The organism is Cupriavidus sp. CP313, assembly GCF_054072015.1.
In genome coordinates, this window is record NZ_JBSVZB010000009.1 from 69282 (window position 1) to 83875 (window position 14594).

Annotated in this window: 14 protein-coding genes; 7 read left to right on the forward strand and 7 right to left on the reverse strand. The window is 66.5% G+C overall.

The window, feature by feature from the left end; translation table 11 throughout:
- Positions 1–314 precede the first annotated feature (314 nt).
- Complete coding sequence (garD, locus tag ACW4E8_RS14780; protein WP_456805169.1) at positions 315–1880, forward strand: galactarate dehydratase; 1566 nt, start codon at positions 315–317, stop codon at positions 1878–1880.
- Positions 1881–1898: 18 nt separating this feature from the next.
- Here the strand turns inward: garD and ACW4E8_RS14785 are convergent, their stop codons facing one another.
- On the reverse strand, positions 1899–2123 hold the full coding sequence (locus tag ACW4E8_RS14785) for a DUF3820 family protein (RefSeq protein ID WP_013952607.1): 225 nt from the start codon (positions 2121–2123) through the stop codon (positions 1899–1901).
- Positions 2124–2177: 54 nt separating this feature from the next.
- Here ACW4E8_RS14785 and ACW4E8_RS14790 point away from each other — a divergent pair, with 54 nt between their 5' ends.
- Positions 2178–2426 carry a serine aminopeptidase domain-containing protein gene (locus tag ACW4E8_RS14790; protein WP_456805170.1) on the forward strand — a complete coding sequence of 83 codons (249 nt, stop codon included), beginning with the start codon at positions 2178–2180 and terminating at the stop codon, positions 2424–2426.
- 17 nt (positions 2427–2443) lie between these two features.
- Here the strand turns inward: ACW4E8_RS14790 and ACW4E8_RS14795 are convergent, their stop codons facing one another.
- The gene (locus tag ACW4E8_RS14795; RefSeq protein ID WP_456805171.1) at positions 2444–3349 is read right to left on the reverse strand and encodes a LysR family transcriptional regulator; all 906 of its coding nucleotides are present in this window, start codon (positions 3347–3349) and stop codon (positions 2444–2446) included.
- A 116-nt stretch (positions 3350–3465) separates the two neighbouring features.
- Here ACW4E8_RS14795 and ACW4E8_RS14800 point away from each other — a divergent pair, with 116 nt between their 5' ends.
- A complete protein-coding gene (locus ACW4E8_RS14800; RefSeq protein WP_456805172.1) occupies positions 3466–4662 on the forward strand; it encodes a CaiB/BaiF CoA transferase family protein in 1197 nt (398 codons plus the stop codon).
- The gene (locus ACW4E8_RS14805; protein ID WP_456805173.1) at positions 4655–5794 is read left to right on the forward strand and encodes an acyl-CoA dehydrogenase family protein; all 1140 of its coding nucleotides are present in this window, start codon (positions 4655–4657) and stop codon (positions 5792–5794) included. The genes ACW4E8_RS14800 and ACW4E8_RS14805 overlap by 8 nt, the downstream gene beginning before the upstream one ends.
- Before the next feature lie 28 nt (positions 5795–5822).
- Here the strand turns inward: ACW4E8_RS14805 and ACW4E8_RS14810 are convergent, their stop codons facing one another.
- Positions 5823–6368, reverse strand: coding sequence for a ProQ/FinO family protein (locus ACW4E8_RS14810; RefSeq protein WP_456805174.1), 546 nt, complete (start codon positions 6366–6368; stop codon positions 5823–5825).
- 163 nt (positions 6369–6531) lie between these two features.
- On the opposite strand from ACW4E8_RS14810, the gene ACW4E8_RS14815 reads away from it, so the two are divergent.
- Entirely contained in the window at positions 6532–8448 is a 1917-nt protein-coding gene (locus tag ACW4E8_RS14815; RefSeq protein WP_456805175.1) for a potassium transporter Kup, read from the forward strand.
- Here the strand turns inward: ACW4E8_RS14815 and ACW4E8_RS14820 are convergent.
- Together ACW4E8_RS14820 and ACW4E8_RS14825 are read right to left on the reverse strand one after the other, a co-directional pair.
- Complete coding sequence (locus ACW4E8_RS14820; protein WP_456805176.1) at positions 8445–9485, reverse strand: ribonuclease Z; 1041 nt, start codon at positions 9483–9485, stop codon at positions 8445–8447. The two genes, ACW4E8_RS14815 and ACW4E8_RS14820, sit on opposite strands and share 4 nt — an antisense overlap.
- A gap of 64 nt (positions 9486–9549) precedes the next feature.
- The gene (locus ACW4E8_RS14825) at positions 9550–9891 is read right to left on the reverse strand and encodes a hypothetical protein (protein ID WP_456805177.1); all 342 of its coding nucleotides are present in this window, start codon (positions 9889–9891) and stop codon (positions 9550–9552) included.
- A 270-nt stretch (positions 9892–10161) separates the two neighbouring features.
- On the opposite strand from ACW4E8_RS14825, the gene ACW4E8_RS14830 reads away from it, so the two are divergent.
- Positions 10162–10377 carry a CDGSH iron-sulfur domain-containing protein gene (locus tag ACW4E8_RS14830; protein ID WP_456805178.1) on the forward strand — a complete coding sequence of 72 codons (216 nt, stop codon included), beginning with the start codon at positions 10162–10164 and terminating at the stop codon, positions 10375–10377.
- Positions 10378–10414: 37 nt separating this feature from the next.
- Here ACW4E8_RS14830 and ACW4E8_RS14835 read toward each other — a convergent pair whose 3' ends face one another.
- Complete coding sequence (locus ACW4E8_RS14835) at positions 10415–11599, reverse strand: amidohydrolase family protein (protein WP_456805179.1); 1185 nt, start codon at positions 11597–11599, stop codon at positions 10415–10417.
- Positions 11600–11665: 66 nt separating this feature from the next.
- Entirely contained in the window at positions 11666–13180 is a 1515-nt protein-coding gene (gene pdxR, locus ACW4E8_RS14840) for a MocR-like pyridoxine biosynthesis transcription factor PdxR (RefSeq protein ID WP_456805180.1), read from the reverse strand.
- 140 nt (positions 13181–13320) lie between these two features.
- Here pdxR and ACW4E8_RS14845 point away from each other — a divergent pair, with 140 nt between their 5' ends.
- Positions 13321–14586 (forward strand): 4-aminobutyrate--2-oxoglutarate transaminase, encoded by a 1266-nt coding sequence (locus ACW4E8_RS14845; protein WP_456805181.1) that lies wholly within the window; start codon positions 13321–13323, stop codon positions 14584–14586.
- Positions 14587–14594 lie beyond the last annotated feature (8 nt).

Here is a 14594-nt window from a genome sequence, read left to right on the forward strand (position 1 = left end):
TGTGCGTGGCCACGCGGAAGGTCTCCTGTCCGGTTCTCGTGGCATGAAACCGGTTGCATCCTTATAGGCCATATTGCGGGGAATGGTCATTTTGCGGTGCAACAGGATTTCGGCGGGTTGGCATCCTTCTTGGGGGCGGACAATGCTGGCTCACGATGTGTTGTCGTACAACAAGGCTAGGGAAGTGGCTTATATTTGTCATGAAATGGCAAGAGATAGGGAATTCCCGAGGCCATAGGCAACCATAAGCAGATAGAATGTTGTCAGACAACGTAACACTAAAGGTGCGCGACGTGCGCCTGGCTGGAGATGACATGGCAGTGACCCCGACGGCAGGTGGGCAGGCGGCCCGCCCCCTGTACATCACGATGCACGCGAACGACAACGTTGCGATCGTGGCCAACGACGGCGGCCTGCCGGCGGGAACGGAATTCCCCTGCGGCCTGGTGCTGGCCGAGGGCGTGCCCCAAGGCCACAAGGTGGCCCTGGCCGACCTGCGCGAGGGCGACGCGGTGATCCGCTACAACGTGGTGATCGGCTACGCGCTGAAAGACCTGCCGTGCGGCAGCTGGGTCAATGAGCGCGTGATCCGCATGCCGGCCGCGCCGGAGTTGCACGACCTGCCGGTCGGCACGCGCGTGGCGCCGCTGCCGCCGCTGGAGGGCTATACCTTCGAGGGCTACCGTAGTGCGGACGGCTCGGTCGGCACGCGCAATATCCTGGGCATTACCACCACGGTGCAGTGCGTGGAGGGCGTGGTGGAGTTTGCGGTGCGGCGCATCAAGGAAGAACTGCTGCCGAAGTATCCCAATGTCGACGATGTGGTGGGCCTTGAGCACACCTACGGCTGCGGCGTGGCGATCGACGCGCCCGATGCCGGCATCCCGATTCGCACCATCCGCAATATCGCGCTGAACCCTAATTTCGGCGGCGAGGTGATGATCGTCAGCCTGGGTTGCGAGAAGCTGCAGCCCGCGCGCCTGATCGGCGCCGGCACCATCCCGATCCAGAAGGAGGGCGAGCCCGACGTGGTCTGCCTGCAGGACGAGCAGCATGTGGGCTTTGCCTCGATGATCGATTCGATCATGGCTACCGCCGACAAGCACCTGGCCCGCCTGAACGCGCGCCGGCGCGAGACCTGTCCGGCGTCTGACCTGGTGGTCGGCGTGCAGTGCGGCGGCAGCGATGCCTTCTCCGGCGTCACCGCCAACCCCGCGGTGGGCTTTGCCACCGACCTGCTGGTGCGCGCCGGGGCCACGGTGATGTTCTCCGAAGTGACCGAGGTGCGCGACGGCATCGACCAGCTCACCGCGCGCGCGGCCACGCCGGAGGTGGCCGAGGCGCTGGTGCGGCAGATGGCCTGGTACGACCGCTACCTGGAGCAGGGCAAGGTCGACCGCAGCGCCAACACCACGCCGGGCAACAAGAAGGGCGGCCTGTCGAACATCGTGGAAAAGGCGATGGGCTCGATCGTCAAGTCCGGCACCGGCCCGATCCACGGCGTCAGCGGCCCCGGCGAGAAGGTCACGCAGAAGGGGCTGATCTACGCCGCGACGCCCGCGGGCGATTTTGTCTGCGGCACGCTGCAGCTGGCCGCTGGCATGAACCTGCATGTGTTCACCACCGGGCGCGGCACGCCGTACGGGCTGGCCGAGGTGCCGGTGATCAAGGTGTCCACCCGCAACGACCTGGCACGGCGCTGGCACGACCTGATGGATGTCAACGCCGGCCGCATCGCGACCGGCGAGGCCACCATCGAGGAAGTGGGCTGGGAGCTGTTCCACACGCTGCTGGCCGTGGCCAGCGGCAAGAAGTCATGGGCCGAGCACTGGAAGATCCGCAATGCGCTGGTGCTGTTCAATCCGGCGCCGGTGACCTGAGCCTCGGGTCTGACGGCGCTACGTGCGCCCGCGCAACGGCTTGAGCAGATGCGACAGGCCGTTGTGATCCAGTTCGTGCATCAGCGCCAGCAGCGCGCCGATCTGCCCCGGCGGGAAGCCCTCGCGCGCGAACCAGTTCAGGTAGTTGCCTGGCAGGTCGGCGATCACCGTACCTTTGTGCTTGCCAAAGGGCATGGTGACTGTGACCAGCCGCTTGAGGGCGTCGGCGTCGAAATCGGTCATGGGTGGGCGGAAAGTCGGAAGGCTCCACGCTATCACAGTCAGAAAGCGCTCGTGATGCCGATTCGACCAAGCACCTGCGTGCGCCCGCTCGAAGCCGCGTTGGGCCCGAAGAGCCCAGTGATCGTGCTACATGGCGGCGCGGATCCGTTGGTGAAGCTGGAAGACCAGCAGCCCTTCCTGGATGCGGCGCTCACGGACGACGTGACCCTACGAATCTGGCCGGATGGCGAGCATACGATCTACAACCACGCGGCCGAGCGGACTGCACTGGTGGCCGATTGGTTCGCGGACCGGTTCTGCTGAATGGACGCCGCCCGCCGTCAGGCGCGCTGGATCTTCGCTTCTTCCACAGCCGCGCGCACGCATTCGGCCAGCAACTCTGAGGCCCGGGTGCGCGTCGCGCGGGCCGTGCGCGCGATCACCAGCGGCTGGCGCACCGTTTCCTCCCGGATCGGCTTCTCCACGACGCTGGTGTCCTGGGACGACGCGGGGGCCTGCGTAATCAGCAGCGCCACGCCCAGCCCGTTGGCAACCATGCTCCGCGCCAGTTCCAGCGAAGTCGCGCGGTAGCGCACCTCGGGCTGCAGCCCGAATTGCCAGAACGGCGCCATCAGGAATTCACGGCTGTGCGGCAGGTCGATCAGGATCAGCGGTTCCTGCGCCAGTTCGTGCAGCGACAGGCTGCCTTTGCGCCTGGCCAGCCGTGAGCCCGCGGGCAGCAGGGCGTAGGGCCGCAGCTCTGCCAGCAGTTCGCGCTCGATGTCATCGGGCATGCCTACGTCGTAGGTCAGCGCCAGCTCGATCTGCCCGCCGTGCAGCCAGTCTTCCAGCTGGGCGAGATCCCCTTCGACAAAGCGTACTGACAGTTTGGGATAGCGCTCGCGTGCCATGCGCAGCACCACCGGCAGGTAGCCCGGCGCCAGCGTGCGGAAGACGCCGATCTGCACCTCGCCCGCCGCGGCATCGCCGCTCTTGTCCACTTCAAATGCCGTTGCTGCCCCAAGGATGTGGCGCGCTTCCGCCAGCTTGCGCACGCCGAAGCGGGTCAGGGTCATCCTTGCGCCGACGTCGCGGGCGAACAGGGCTTCCTCGAACAGCGTCTCCAGTTCGCGGATGGCAACGGAAATGGAGGGCTGCGAGACGTTCAGCAGCCGCGCCGCCGCCGTGGTGCTGCCGGTTTCCGCCGCCGCGGCGAAGTAGCGCAACAGCCGCAAGGAGACGCGCATCAGGAAATCCTATAGGTGCTAGTCGAATTCCATATTTTACTTGATAGCCTACGCTGCGCAGAATCGGTGTCACTGAAACGCAAGCCCGCGGGTTTGCAAGCCCTGGAGGCCAAGACGTGACCCATTCCGACCTGCCGCTTGCCGGCATCCGCGTGATCGATTTCTCGCGCGTGCTGGCGGGCCCTTACTGCACGGCGCTGCTCGGCGATCTCGGCGCCGAGGTGATCAAGATCGAACCGCCGGGCGGCGACGACTACCGCGCGGTCGGTCCTTTTGTCGATGGCAAGAGCGGCCTGTTCTCTGCCATGAACCGCAACAAGCAGAGCATCGTGATCGACCTGAAGACGGCGGCGGGCCTGGCGCTGGCGCGCTCGCTCTGCGCCCGGGCCGACGTGGTGGTCGAGAACTTCCGCCCGGGTGTCGCGGACAAGCTGGGCATCGGCTATGAGGCGCTGCGTGCGCTGAATCCGTCGGTGGTCTACGCCAGCGTGTCGGGCTTCGGCCAGACCGGCCCGGAATCGCACCGCCCGGCCTACGACATCATCCTGCAGGCAATGTGCGGGTTGATGGATGCCACCGGCGCGCCGGACGGCACCCCGACCATGCTGGGCGAGGCTGTCTCCGATGCCGTCAGCGGCCTGTTCGCCTCATGGGGCGTGCTGGCCGCGCTGCTGGCGCGCGAGAAGACCGGGCGGGGCACGCATATCGATGTCTCGATGTTCGACGCCACCCTGAGCCTGAGCGCCACCCTGGTTGCGCGCTATGCCGCGACCGGCCTGGCGCCGCGGCGCGTCGGCAACCGCCATCCCTCGTCCGCGCCGTTCGGCGTGTACCGCGCCGCGGACGGCTTCTACGTGGTGGCGGTGCTGAACAACAAGCTGTTCCAGGCGCTGGCCAATGCCATCGGCCGGCCGGAGATGGCGCAGGATCCGCGCTTTGCCGACGACGAGACGCGCTGCCGCTTCGAGGGCGATCTGCGCGCCGGTCTCGAAGCCTGGTCGGCCAGCCTTTCCGTGGCCGAGGTGAACCGCCTGCTGAGCGAGGCGGGCATTCCTGTCGCGCCCATCCGCAACGTCAAGGAAGCCCTGGAAAGCGACCATGCCGCCCACCGCGGCCTGCTTACCGAAGTGCCTGAGCCGGAGGGCGGCACCGTGCGGCTGCCCTCGCAGCCGGTCAAGTTCTCCGGCTACGGCGCCAACCGCGTGACGCCCGCGCCGGCGCTGGGGCAGCACACCGAAGCCATCCTGGCCGAGCTGGCCAACGCTGTTACGGCGCATCCGCAAGTGTTCAGCAAGGAGAAACAACATGCATAAACGACTGGGCGTCGAGCCGGGCGATCTCGAGATTGCCGACGCAATCGGCCGCTTCGCGCAAAGCGAACTGGCCCCGAAGGCGGCCGAGGTGGACCGGGCCGAAGCCTCCACCACGTGCTATGTGCCGCAACTTGCCGAACTCGGCCTAATGGGGATGAACCTGCCAGAACGCTGGGGCGGGACCGAGACCTCGCCCGTGGCACTGATCCTGTCGCTGGCGGAGGTTGCCAAGGCCTGCGCCTCTACCTCGTCGATGATCGGCGCGCACTACCTGGCTACCGATTCCATCCTGATCGGCGGCGACGACAGCCTGCGCGAGCGCTACCTGCCGGATGCGGCCGCCGGCATCAAGCTGGGCGCCTTTGCGCTGACCGAGCCGCGCGCCGGCTCCAACCCGGCCGACATGGCCACGCGCGCCACCCCGGAGGGCGACGGATATCGCCTGCGCGGGGTCAAGCATTTCATTTCCAACGCGGACGCGGCGGACTTTATCGTTGTCTACGCCAAGACCGATCCCGCCGCGGGCACGCGCGGCATCAGCGCCTTCGTGGTGGACCGGCACAGCGAGGGCGTGCAGATCGCGCCCGCCGAGAAACTGATGGGCATTCGTGGGGCGCCGGCCCATGAGGTGGCGCTGGACTGCTTCGTGCCCGCCGCCAACCGGCTGGGGCCGGAAGGCACGGGCTTCCGTACCGCGATGAAGGTGCTGGACAACAGCCGCCTGGACGTGGCCGCCACCAGCCTGGGCATTGCCGAGGCAGCGCTGGCCTGCGCGGCGGACTGGGCCAGGCAGCGCCAGGTCGGCGGCGAGCCGCTGGCGCGCAAGCAAGGCCTGCAATGGATGTTCGCCGACATGCGCACGCGGCTGGAGGCGGCATGGCTGCTGACCCTGCAGGCGGCGGTGCGGCGCCGGGACGGCGAGCCCTTCACCGAGCAGGCATCGATGGCCAAGCTCTATGCCTCAGAGATGGTCGGGTTTGTCACCGACGCCGCGCTGCAGATCCACGGCGGCTACGGCTTTACGCGCGAAATGCCGCTGGAGCGGCTGGTGCGCGATGCGCGGATCCTGCGCATCTATGAAGGCTCGTCGGAAATCCAGCGGACGGTGATCGCGCGCGCGGTGCTGGCGTAAGCGCCGCTGCACATCCGACGGCTGGGGATCAGGGCGTGGCAGGCGTGTCAGGGCTGTCAGGCGTGGCGGCGGGCGCGGCAGGTGTGGCGGCGGGCGTGGCAGGTGTGGCAGGCTTGGCTTTCCGCGGCCGGGCGCCCGCACCGCGGCGGGCCTTCAGCTGCTGGGCCCGCTTGGCATCCGCCAGGCTGACGATGCCGGCCTCATTGCCGTCCAGGTCCAGCCGCTTGGCCCCTTCCACCATGCACGACCAATAGCGTGCGCCGCTGCACCAGGTGCGGATCGCTTCACGCAGCTCCGCCTCGGTCAGGGCAAGCCTGGCCGCATGCTGGGCCAGATCCTCGAACGTGCCGACCTTCAGCGGCACCTTGGGCGCCGGGTTCTTCGGAAACGCCTTGGGGAAGTGCTTCTGCAGCCGGGCAATGGAATGCACCACCGGATCGACCGGCGGCTTCGCGGGCGCGGCAGCCGGTGCGGCAGCCGGCGCGGGGCGCCGGCGCTTGCCTTCCGCACGTGATTCGGCCTTCGCCTTGTTTGCCAGTTGATCCCTTAGTGCTGCGAGTTGTTCAAAGCCCATGATATTTGCCGTTCTGTGAACCAGAATTGTAGCAAGGCTGGGCCATCGACAGGTTCGGCGGCATTTTGCATGCGGCGGGCATGGGCCGAGAACGTCTCTCGCTCCGGGAAGTCGTTGATCGAAGAGCCTGAGCGGAGCTTGAGGATGATCTCGAGGAGCACTTGTGGATTCCTATGTGAATAACCGTGCAACGCCGAGCGACTCGCACCCGCGGCAGTTCCGCGCAGCCCTCACACTGGCTGCGTTGGGCGTCGTCTACGGTGACATCGGCACGAGTCCCCTCTATGCAGTCAAGGAGACCTTCAATCCGGCCCACGGGATTCCCCTCGTAACCGAGAACATCCTTGGCGGCATCTCTGCGATTCTCTGGGCCCTGATGGTGGTCGTTTCACTCAAGTACGTGATCCTCATCATGCGGGCAAACAATAAAGGGGAAGGCGGCATCATGGCACTGCTCGCACTTGCCCTGTCGTCCGTGAAAAAGGTGGGCCGCTCTCCGACGCCGATCTTGATCGTGGGCCTGGTCGGCGCCTCGCTCTTCTATGGTGATGCCGTGCTGACACCTGCCATGTCGGTACTGTCGGCGGTCGAAGGCATCGAGGTGGGCACAACAGCGCTGAAGCCTTATGTCCTGCCGGCTTCCGTGGGCGTGTTGATCGCGCTGTTCCTGTTCCAGCGGCATGGCACCGCGGCCATCGGTGCGCTGTTCGGGCCTGTCATGATCGTGTGGTTTCTCGCCCTGGCCGCCGCGGGCATCTACGGCATCGTTCAGTATCCGGCTATCCTGGACGCCCTTAACCCGTTGCACGGGTTGGGTTTCGTTACGCAGCACGGGTTCGCCTCGTTCGCGGTGCTTGGGGCGGTGCTCCTCGCATTCACGGGTGCCGAGGCGCTCTATGCCGATATGGGACATTTCGGCAGTGCCCCGATTCGCCTGGCCTGGTTCGGGCTGGTATTCCCGGCCCTTGCGCTCAACTACCTGGGGCAGGGCGCGCTGATCATTGTGAATGCAAAGGCAATCGAGAACCCCTTCTACCTGCTTTTTCCGTCGTGGGCCCTGTACCCGATGGTTGCACTCGCGACAGCGGCAACAGTGATCGCGTCGCAGGCGACGATTTCGGGCGCCTACTCGCTGACGAAACAGGGAATCCAGTTGGGCTACCTGCCACGCATGAACGTGGTGCAAACATCGGAAACAGCGATCGGTCAGATCTATATACCGAGTATCAACGGGATGTTGCTGTTCGCGGTCCTGGTTGCTGTGCTCGGATTCGGGTCTTCGTCGAATCTTGCTTCGGCATACGGGGTGGCAGTAACAGGCACGATGTTGGCGACGACCCTCCTGACCTTCTTTGTGATCCACTACGGTTGGCGCTACAACCTGCTGCTAAGCCTCGTCGCGACTGGCTTCTTTATTGCGGTGGACGTGGCTTTCCTTTCCTCCAGCCTGTTGAAGATCGGCGAGGGTGGCTGGTTCCCGCTCGTGGTCGGGGCCGGGATGTTCGTCGTGATGCTGACATGGCTTCGCGGCCGGAAAGTCCTGTTGGACCGGATTCAAAGTACCGACGTACCCCTTAAGTCGTTCCTGGATTCGCTATTTCTCTCACTACCGCCGCGTGTGCCCGGCGTAGCGGTGTTCCTCACTGCAACGCCCGATGTGGTACCACGCGCGTTGGCGCATAACCTCAACCACAACAGGGTGCTACACGAGCGTGTCGTGTTTCTTACGGTGAAGATGAAGGATGTGCCATCGGTGCCGGCGGCCGAGTGCGTCACCATCGAACCGCTCGGACACGACTGCTACCGGATAACCCTGCGCTTTGGCTTTATGAACCGGCCCGACGTTGCGCACGCGCTCAATGCGATGCCTCCAGGGTCTGGCCTGGAGTTTGACATCATGGACACCTCGTTCTTTCTGAGTCGCGAGAGCATCATTCCGGCGGCCGGCGGTCCCAGTGGCATGGCGTTGTGGCGTGATCACCTGTTTGCCACGATGAGCAGGAATGCCGGCAACGCAGCCGATTTCTTCAACATACCGGCAAATCGCGTGATCGAGATTGGCACGCAGGTCGAGATCTAGACCGCCTGCGGTACCTGTCTGGTAAAGGACTCCGTGGCCCAGGCGTTCCGTACCTCGGCGGCCAGTTCATCGCCGCGCCCTTGATAGCGTGGCGAAAAATGGAACGGCGTCACCGTGCGTGCACCTATGCTGCGCGCAATCCACCCGGCCTGGGCAGCGGTCAGGTGGTTCTTGCGCAGGCCGTGTGCCCGGTCGACATCCAGAAACACGCTCTCGATGAAGAGCTGGTCGACACCTTGCATCAGTTGCGACAGCGCTTGCACGTTCTCGCTCGTATAGCGTAGGTCGGTCACGTAGCCGATGCGCCGGCCGGGCTCGGCATCCAGGATCAGCCGACTCAGCTCGCCGACCGTTCGCGCCGACGCATGGTCGCCGCTCCGGTCTCGCCACTGCACAAGGATCGGGGCATCGCCGGCCGCGCCGGTCAGGACGGCATGCTTGAGTTCTCGCAGCCAGGCGCCGGTGGTCAGGCCGGATGCGGCCAGGCGTTCCTTGTTGATGCCAAGCCGGGCCTTTTCCTCCACCAGGTAGGCCAGGCATGGAATCCCGTGGTCGACAAAGCAGGCACGCACCCGGAACGTCGCTTCCTCGTGCACGATATCGCCGGTCCTGTCGACTCGCGCTTCGGCCTCCCTGGCAAAGCCGTGCCGGCTGGAAAAGCAGGCGCGCCGCATCTGCCCGTCCAGTCCAAGTTCGGCCACTTCGATGACCAGCTCGGTGGCGTAGCGATGCACCACGTTCCATGTATAGGCAAGCAGCTTGTGCTCGACCTGTGCCAGGAATCCCGGCCCGCCGACCAGCACGATGCGCGGCTTGCGCCCGAGCAGCACCCGCAGCAGCTTGTCGAAGCCAGAGAAATGATCCATGTGCGCATGCGTGACAAACACATGCGACAGGCGCATCAGCTCGCGCGGCATCAGCCGGGCGATATCGCCCAGGTCGAACAGCAGCGCGCGCCGTTCGTCCAGGAAGTCTACGAACAGCCCCGGGTCGCCAAAGGCATCGTTGACGAGGCGGGCTTCCAGCAAGGGACGCATGATCACTCGCGGTGCGACCGGCACCAAGGCTCAGGCAAAGGCGCATGCTGGTCCGGGCTGCCAGTCACCGCCCGGTCAGCTGGCGCAGCAGCTTCTGCACGATCCGCTCATGCTCTTCCAGCGCCGCGTCAAGCGTCCGCGCGCCATAACTTTCATTGTCCTGCTCAGCCAGCCCCGTCACGCGCGTGATGAACAAGGGGGTGTCCGTCGGTGCGGCCTCCGACACGCCCCGGAAGCGGGTCGTCACCGTGCCGCCGGACTGCTCCAGCAGGGTGCGGCGGAATACCAGGTCGTTGTCCGCCATCCAGCGCGACCATTCGTCGTGGTCGGTTACCTGCACTGGCCGGTTCTTCTCATCAAGGATATAGAAGCGGCGCCATTCCTGTGGACCGTGACGAGGCTTCATCGAAGGCCACCTCCGTGCGGTTGTGGGCCGGGTTGCCACCCGGGCCCGGCGGGCAACCGCGGACGGAGTGCCGGAAGCTGGCCGTCTCTGGCCGCAAAGTGCTTTGCAAGCGACTGCCACGCAACGCGCGACGCAAGGCACGACCTCAACGTTGCCCTACAGCCAGTCTATTTAACGCCCGCCACAAACTGGAGTAGATTTAAAGGGACAGGCGCGCACAAGGTTGCCACCGGGGTGCCAGCGTGGCTGTCGCCAGGGAGTGGATGCATCATGGACGAAGACACCGTTGTCACCGTTACGGTACAGGACAATGGGCCGTACCGCATAAAAGGTCCCGTCAGGATCGTGACCCCGGCAGGCGCCACCTTCGCTTTCGAAGGCGATCAGGTCTGGTTGTGCCGGTGCGGCCATTCCGAGAACAAGCCTTTCTGCGATGGCTCGCACAAGCGGCAGGGATTCTGCAGCACGCCACAGCCGAAGTCTTGAGCCGCCTGAGATCGAACCAGCGCCAGCACAGCCTGGTTCATGCCAGCGCGCCATTGCGCGCGACGACCCGGCCGGCCGATACCACCAGTTGCCGGACCGGCCTTGCCACGACCGCCTCGGCCACCGTTTGCGCGGCGACCAGCACCAGGTCCGCCCGGTCGCCCGGCGCCAGGCCATAGCGCTGGAAACCGCATGCGCCAGCCGCCGCGTGCGTCACGCAATCGAGTGCAACCGCGAGTTCGTCATCGCGGCGGAAGTTGTTGCGCAGGCCGATCAGCATGGCACGCTCCAGCATGTCGGGAGAGCCGTAGGGCGTCCAGGTATCGCGGATGCCGTCGTTGCCGCCGGCAATCCTGACGCCCGCCGCGCGGCACGCGGCGACCGGCGGCACCGGGCGCGACGGCGGCGCGGTGGTGACGATGACAACCCCAAGGTCGGCGATGCGCCGCAGCAGCGCGTCGCGCTCGCGTTCGGCAATATCGCCCAGGCAGAAGGCGTGGCTGACAGTGACCATGCCTCGCATACCCAGCGCGGCCGTGCGTTGCAGGATCAGGTCGAGGGAATAGGCGCCCATGGTGCCGGGCTCGTGCAGATGGATGTCGAGCGGGCGGCCATGGCGCTGCGCGAGGCCGAACAGGACATCCAGCGCGCGCACCGGGTCGCCTTCGATGGCGCACGGGTCCAGCCCGCCTAGGATGTCGGCGCCAGCGCGCAGCGCCGCATCCAGCAGGGCTTCCGTGCCGGGGCGCCACAGCACGCCCGACTGCGGGAACGCGACAATCTGCATGTCCATCTGCGCGGACAGCTCGTCGCGCGTGGCAAGTACGCCTTGCAGGTGGCGCAGGCCCGCGTCGGTGTCGATATCGACGTGGGTGCGCAGCCGTGTGGTGCCCGCCGCAAGGAAGGCGCGCGCCAGCAACAGCGATTGCGCGCGGGCATCGTGGCCGGTGGCGGCGCGCCACCGGCGCTCGTTGTCGATGCGATCGGTCAGGTTGGGGCCGACCTCATTGCGATACCAGGGCATGCCCCACAGGGTCTTGTCCAGGTGGGTGTGCGCCTCGACCAGGCCGGCAAGCGCCAGCGCGCCGGCGCCGTCCTCGACCTGGCATCCGGCCGGCGCCTCAAGCCCGGCGCCGATGCGCGCGAACTGGCCGTCTGCCATCAGGATATCGACCTGGTTCCCGGCTGCGAGCCGGACATTGCGGACCAAAAGATAATTCATTGCATTTTCCCGTTATGTCAGGAAGAAACCGCCTTCAGGACGGCGGGGCTTGTCTCTCGGCACGGTTCAACGCGGCGGGGCGCGCATGCTGCCGCGCGGCAGGCACCCAAGCAGCCTGTCGAAGGCCGGCGCGATGTCCTCCTCCGGCACGCAGGCGTACCCCAGCAGCAGGCCTTGCTGCACGGCATCGCCGATGAAATAGCGCGACAGCGGCCGCACCACGATGCCGCGCTCGCGGGCGGCAGCGGTGATGGCCACGTCGTCGGCATCGTCGGGCAGCCGCAGCACCAGGTGCAGGCCGGCATTGCTGCCGTGCTCATGCAAGGCCCCGGGGCCGAGGTAGCGTTCGATCAACGCGGCCAGGATGGCGCGCCGCCTGGCATACAGCGGCCGCATGCGGCGGATGTGGGCGGCATAGTCGCCGGCCTGCATGAATTCGGCGACGGTCGCCTGCGTCATCAGATGGCCCGCCCGGTATAGCTCGGCGTGCGCGGTCTGGAAGGCGCCGGCCAGGCTGCGCGGCAACACCAGGTAGCCCATGCGCAAGCCCGGATAGAGCGTCTTGCTGAAGGTGCCGATATAGATCACCGGCGCATCCGGTTCCATGCCCTGCAACGATGGAATCGGCTGCCCGGAAAAACGGAATTCGCTGTCGTAGTCGTCCTCCACGATCCAGCTGCCGCGCTGGCGGGCGTATTCCAGCAGCGCGCGCCGGCGCTTCAGGCTCATCACGGCGCCGAGCGGGTACTGGTGCGAGGGCGTGACGAAGATAAACCGCGGCGCGGGCATCTCCCTGCCGGCTTCGGTGTCGGGCAGCGTCAGGCCCTCGTCGTCCACCAGCTTCGGCACCATGCCGATATCGCTGACCTGCAGCACGCCGCGGATGCCCCAATAGCTGGGTTCCTCCACCCACGCCTGGTCACCGGGCGAGCCCAGCATCCTCACCACCAGGTCGATGGCCTGGTGAATGCCCTCGGTGATCAGCACCTGGTCCGGATCGCAGCGCACCGAGCGCGCCACCCGCAGGTGCGCCGCCAGGGCTTCGCGCAGCGCCGGCAGCCCGCCGCCATGGCTGTAGCTCAGCCACTCCGGGTGCGGTTTGCGCCACACGCGGGCCGAGATCTGGGCATAGCGGCGATGCGGGAAGCGCGTGACGTCGGGCACGCCCGGCATGAATGCGCCCCATTGCGTGGGCGAAGCCGAGGCATTGGCCAGCAGCCGCTGTCCGCGCGGCGACAGCCCGGGCATGGCCTGCGGCCCGACCTCGGTCGCCGGGACCGCGGCGGCGTTCAGGTAGCGCTCCGGCGCGGTGGCGGCAACGAAGGTGCCGCTGCCGGTGCGCGCGTACAGGTACCCCTCGGCCAGCAGCTGGTCGTAGGCAAACATCACCGTATTGCGCGACAGCCCCAGTTCGGCGGCCAGGTCGCGTTGCGGCGGCAGGCGCGTGGCCGGCGCCAGGCTGCCGTCCTGTATCGCGCCGCGGATGCATTCGTAGAGGCCGCGGTTGATTGGTTTGCCCAGTGCCGCCGTGCCTTCGGGGCCCAGGCGCTGGAGCAGCTGGTCGCCGCAGATCGATTTCAAATTGGCACCATCGGAATTGCGAAAGCGGTACTGGATTATAGGGCCAAGGCCGGTTGAAATGGCTGGCATCGCTGGGCCCCTGCCAGCGGTGCCCGTTTCGCGAGTCGGCCGGTGCCGACAGTCCTTACCGCACAATGACCATGAAAAACCTCGAACTGAACCAACGCCGTACCCTCGCGACGCCGCGCGGCGTGGGCGTGATGTGCGATTTCTACGCCGACCGCGCCGAGAACGCCACACTGTGGGACGTGGAAGGCCGTGCCTACACGGACTTCGCCGCCGGCATCGCCGTGCTCAACACGGGCCACCGCCACCCGCGCGTGATGCAGGCCATCGCCGCGCAGCTGGAGCGTTTCACGCATACGGCCTACCAGATCGTGCCCTACCAGGGCTATGTCGCGCTGGCTGAGCGCATCAACGCGCTGGTGCCGATCCAGGGCCTGAACAAGACGGCCCTGTTCACCACCGGCGCAGAGGCCGTGGAGAACGCCATCAAGATCGCCCGTGCGCATACCGGCCGCCCCGGCGTGATCGCGTTCTCGGGCGCCTTCCATGGCCGCACGCTGCTGGGTATGGCGCTGACCGGAAAGGTGGCGCCGTACAAGATCGGGTTTGGCCCGTTCCCCTCCGACATCTACCACGCCCCGTTCCCCAGCGCGCTGCATGGCGTCAGCACTGAGCGGGCGCTGCAGGCGCTTGAAGGCCTGTTCAAGACCGATATCGATCCGGGCCGCGTGGCCGCGATCATCGTTGAGCCGGTGCAAGGCGAAGGCGGCTTCCAGGCGGCGCCGGCCGATTTCATGCGGGGCCTGCGGGCTGTGTGCGACCAGCACGGCATCGTGCTGATCGCTGATGAAGTGCAGACCGGCTTTGGCCGTACCGGCAAGATGTTCGCGATGTCGCACTACGACGTGGAGCCGGACCTGATCACCATGGCCAAGAGCCTGGCCGGCGGCATGCCGCTGTCGGCGGTCAGTGGCCGGGCGGGGATCATGGATGCGCCGCTGCCCGGCGGCCTCGGTGGCACCTATGCCGGCAATCCGCTGGCGGTGGCCGCAGCGCACGCGGTCATCGACGTCATCGAGGAAGAAAAGCTGTGCGAGCGCTCCGCCAGCCTTGGCCAGCAGTTGCGCGAGCACCTGCTGGCGCAGCGCAAGCACTGCCCCGCAGTGGCGGAGGTGCGCGGGCTGGGTTCGATGGTCGCCGCCGAATTCTGCGATCCCGCCACGGGCCAGCCCAGCGCCGAGCATGCCAAGCGCGTCCAGGCCCGTGCGCTGGAAGCCGGCCTGGTGCTGCTGACCTGCGGCACCTACGGCAATGTCATCCGCTTCCTCTATCCGCTCACCATCCCGCAGGCGCAGTTCGACGCGGCGCTGGCGGTGCTGACCCAGGCGCTGGCCGAATAAGGGGAACG

Excerpts from the sequence above, each read along its gene's own strand:
- ACW4E8_RS14810 (WP_456805174.1), bottom strand. The coding sequence starts at position 6,368 with ATGGGCTTTGAACAACTCGCAGCACTAAGGGATCAACTGGCAAACAAG.
- ACW4E8_RS14790 (WP_456805170.1), top strand. The coding sequence starts at position 2,178 with ATGCCGATTCGACCAAGCACCTGCGTGCGCCCGCTCGAAGCCGCGTTG.
- ACW4E8_RS14825 (WP_456805177.1), bottom strand. The coding sequence starts at position 9,891 with ATGAAGCCTCGTCACGGTCCACAGGAATGGCGCCGCTTCTATATCCTT.
- ACW4E8_RS14835 (WP_456805179.1), bottom strand. The coding sequence starts at position 11,599 with ATGAATTATCTTTTGGTCCGCAATGTCCGGCTCGCAGCCGGGAACCAG.
- ACW4E8_RS14795 (WP_456805171.1), bottom strand. The coding sequence starts at position 3,349 with ATGCGCGTCTCCTTGCGGCTGTTGCGCTACTTCGCCGCGGCGGCGGAA.
- ACW4E8_RS14820 (WP_456805176.1), bottom strand. The coding sequence starts at position 9,485 with ATGCGTCCCTTGCTGGAAGCCCGCCTCGTCAACGATGCCTTTGGCGAC.
- ACW4E8_RS14805 (WP_456805173.1), top strand. The coding sequence starts at position 4,655 with ATGCATAAACGACTGGGCGTCGAGCCGGGCGATCTCGAGATTGCCGAC.
- ACW4E8_RS14845 (WP_456805181.1), top strand. The coding sequence starts at position 13,321 with ATGAAAAACCTCGAACTGAACCAACGCCGTACCCTCGCGACGCCGCGC.
- garD (WP_456805169.1), top strand. The coding sequence starts at position 315 with ATGGCAGTGACCCCGACGGCAGGTGGGCAGGCGGCCCGCCCCCTGTAC.
- ACW4E8_RS14785 (WP_013952607.1), bottom strand. The coding sequence starts at position 2,123 with ATGACCGATTTCGACGCCGACGCCCTCAAGCGGCTGGTCACAGTCACC.
- ACW4E8_RS14830 (WP_456805178.1), top strand. The coding sequence starts at position 10,162 with ATGGACGAAGACACCGTTGTCACCGTTACGGTACAGGACAATGGGCCG.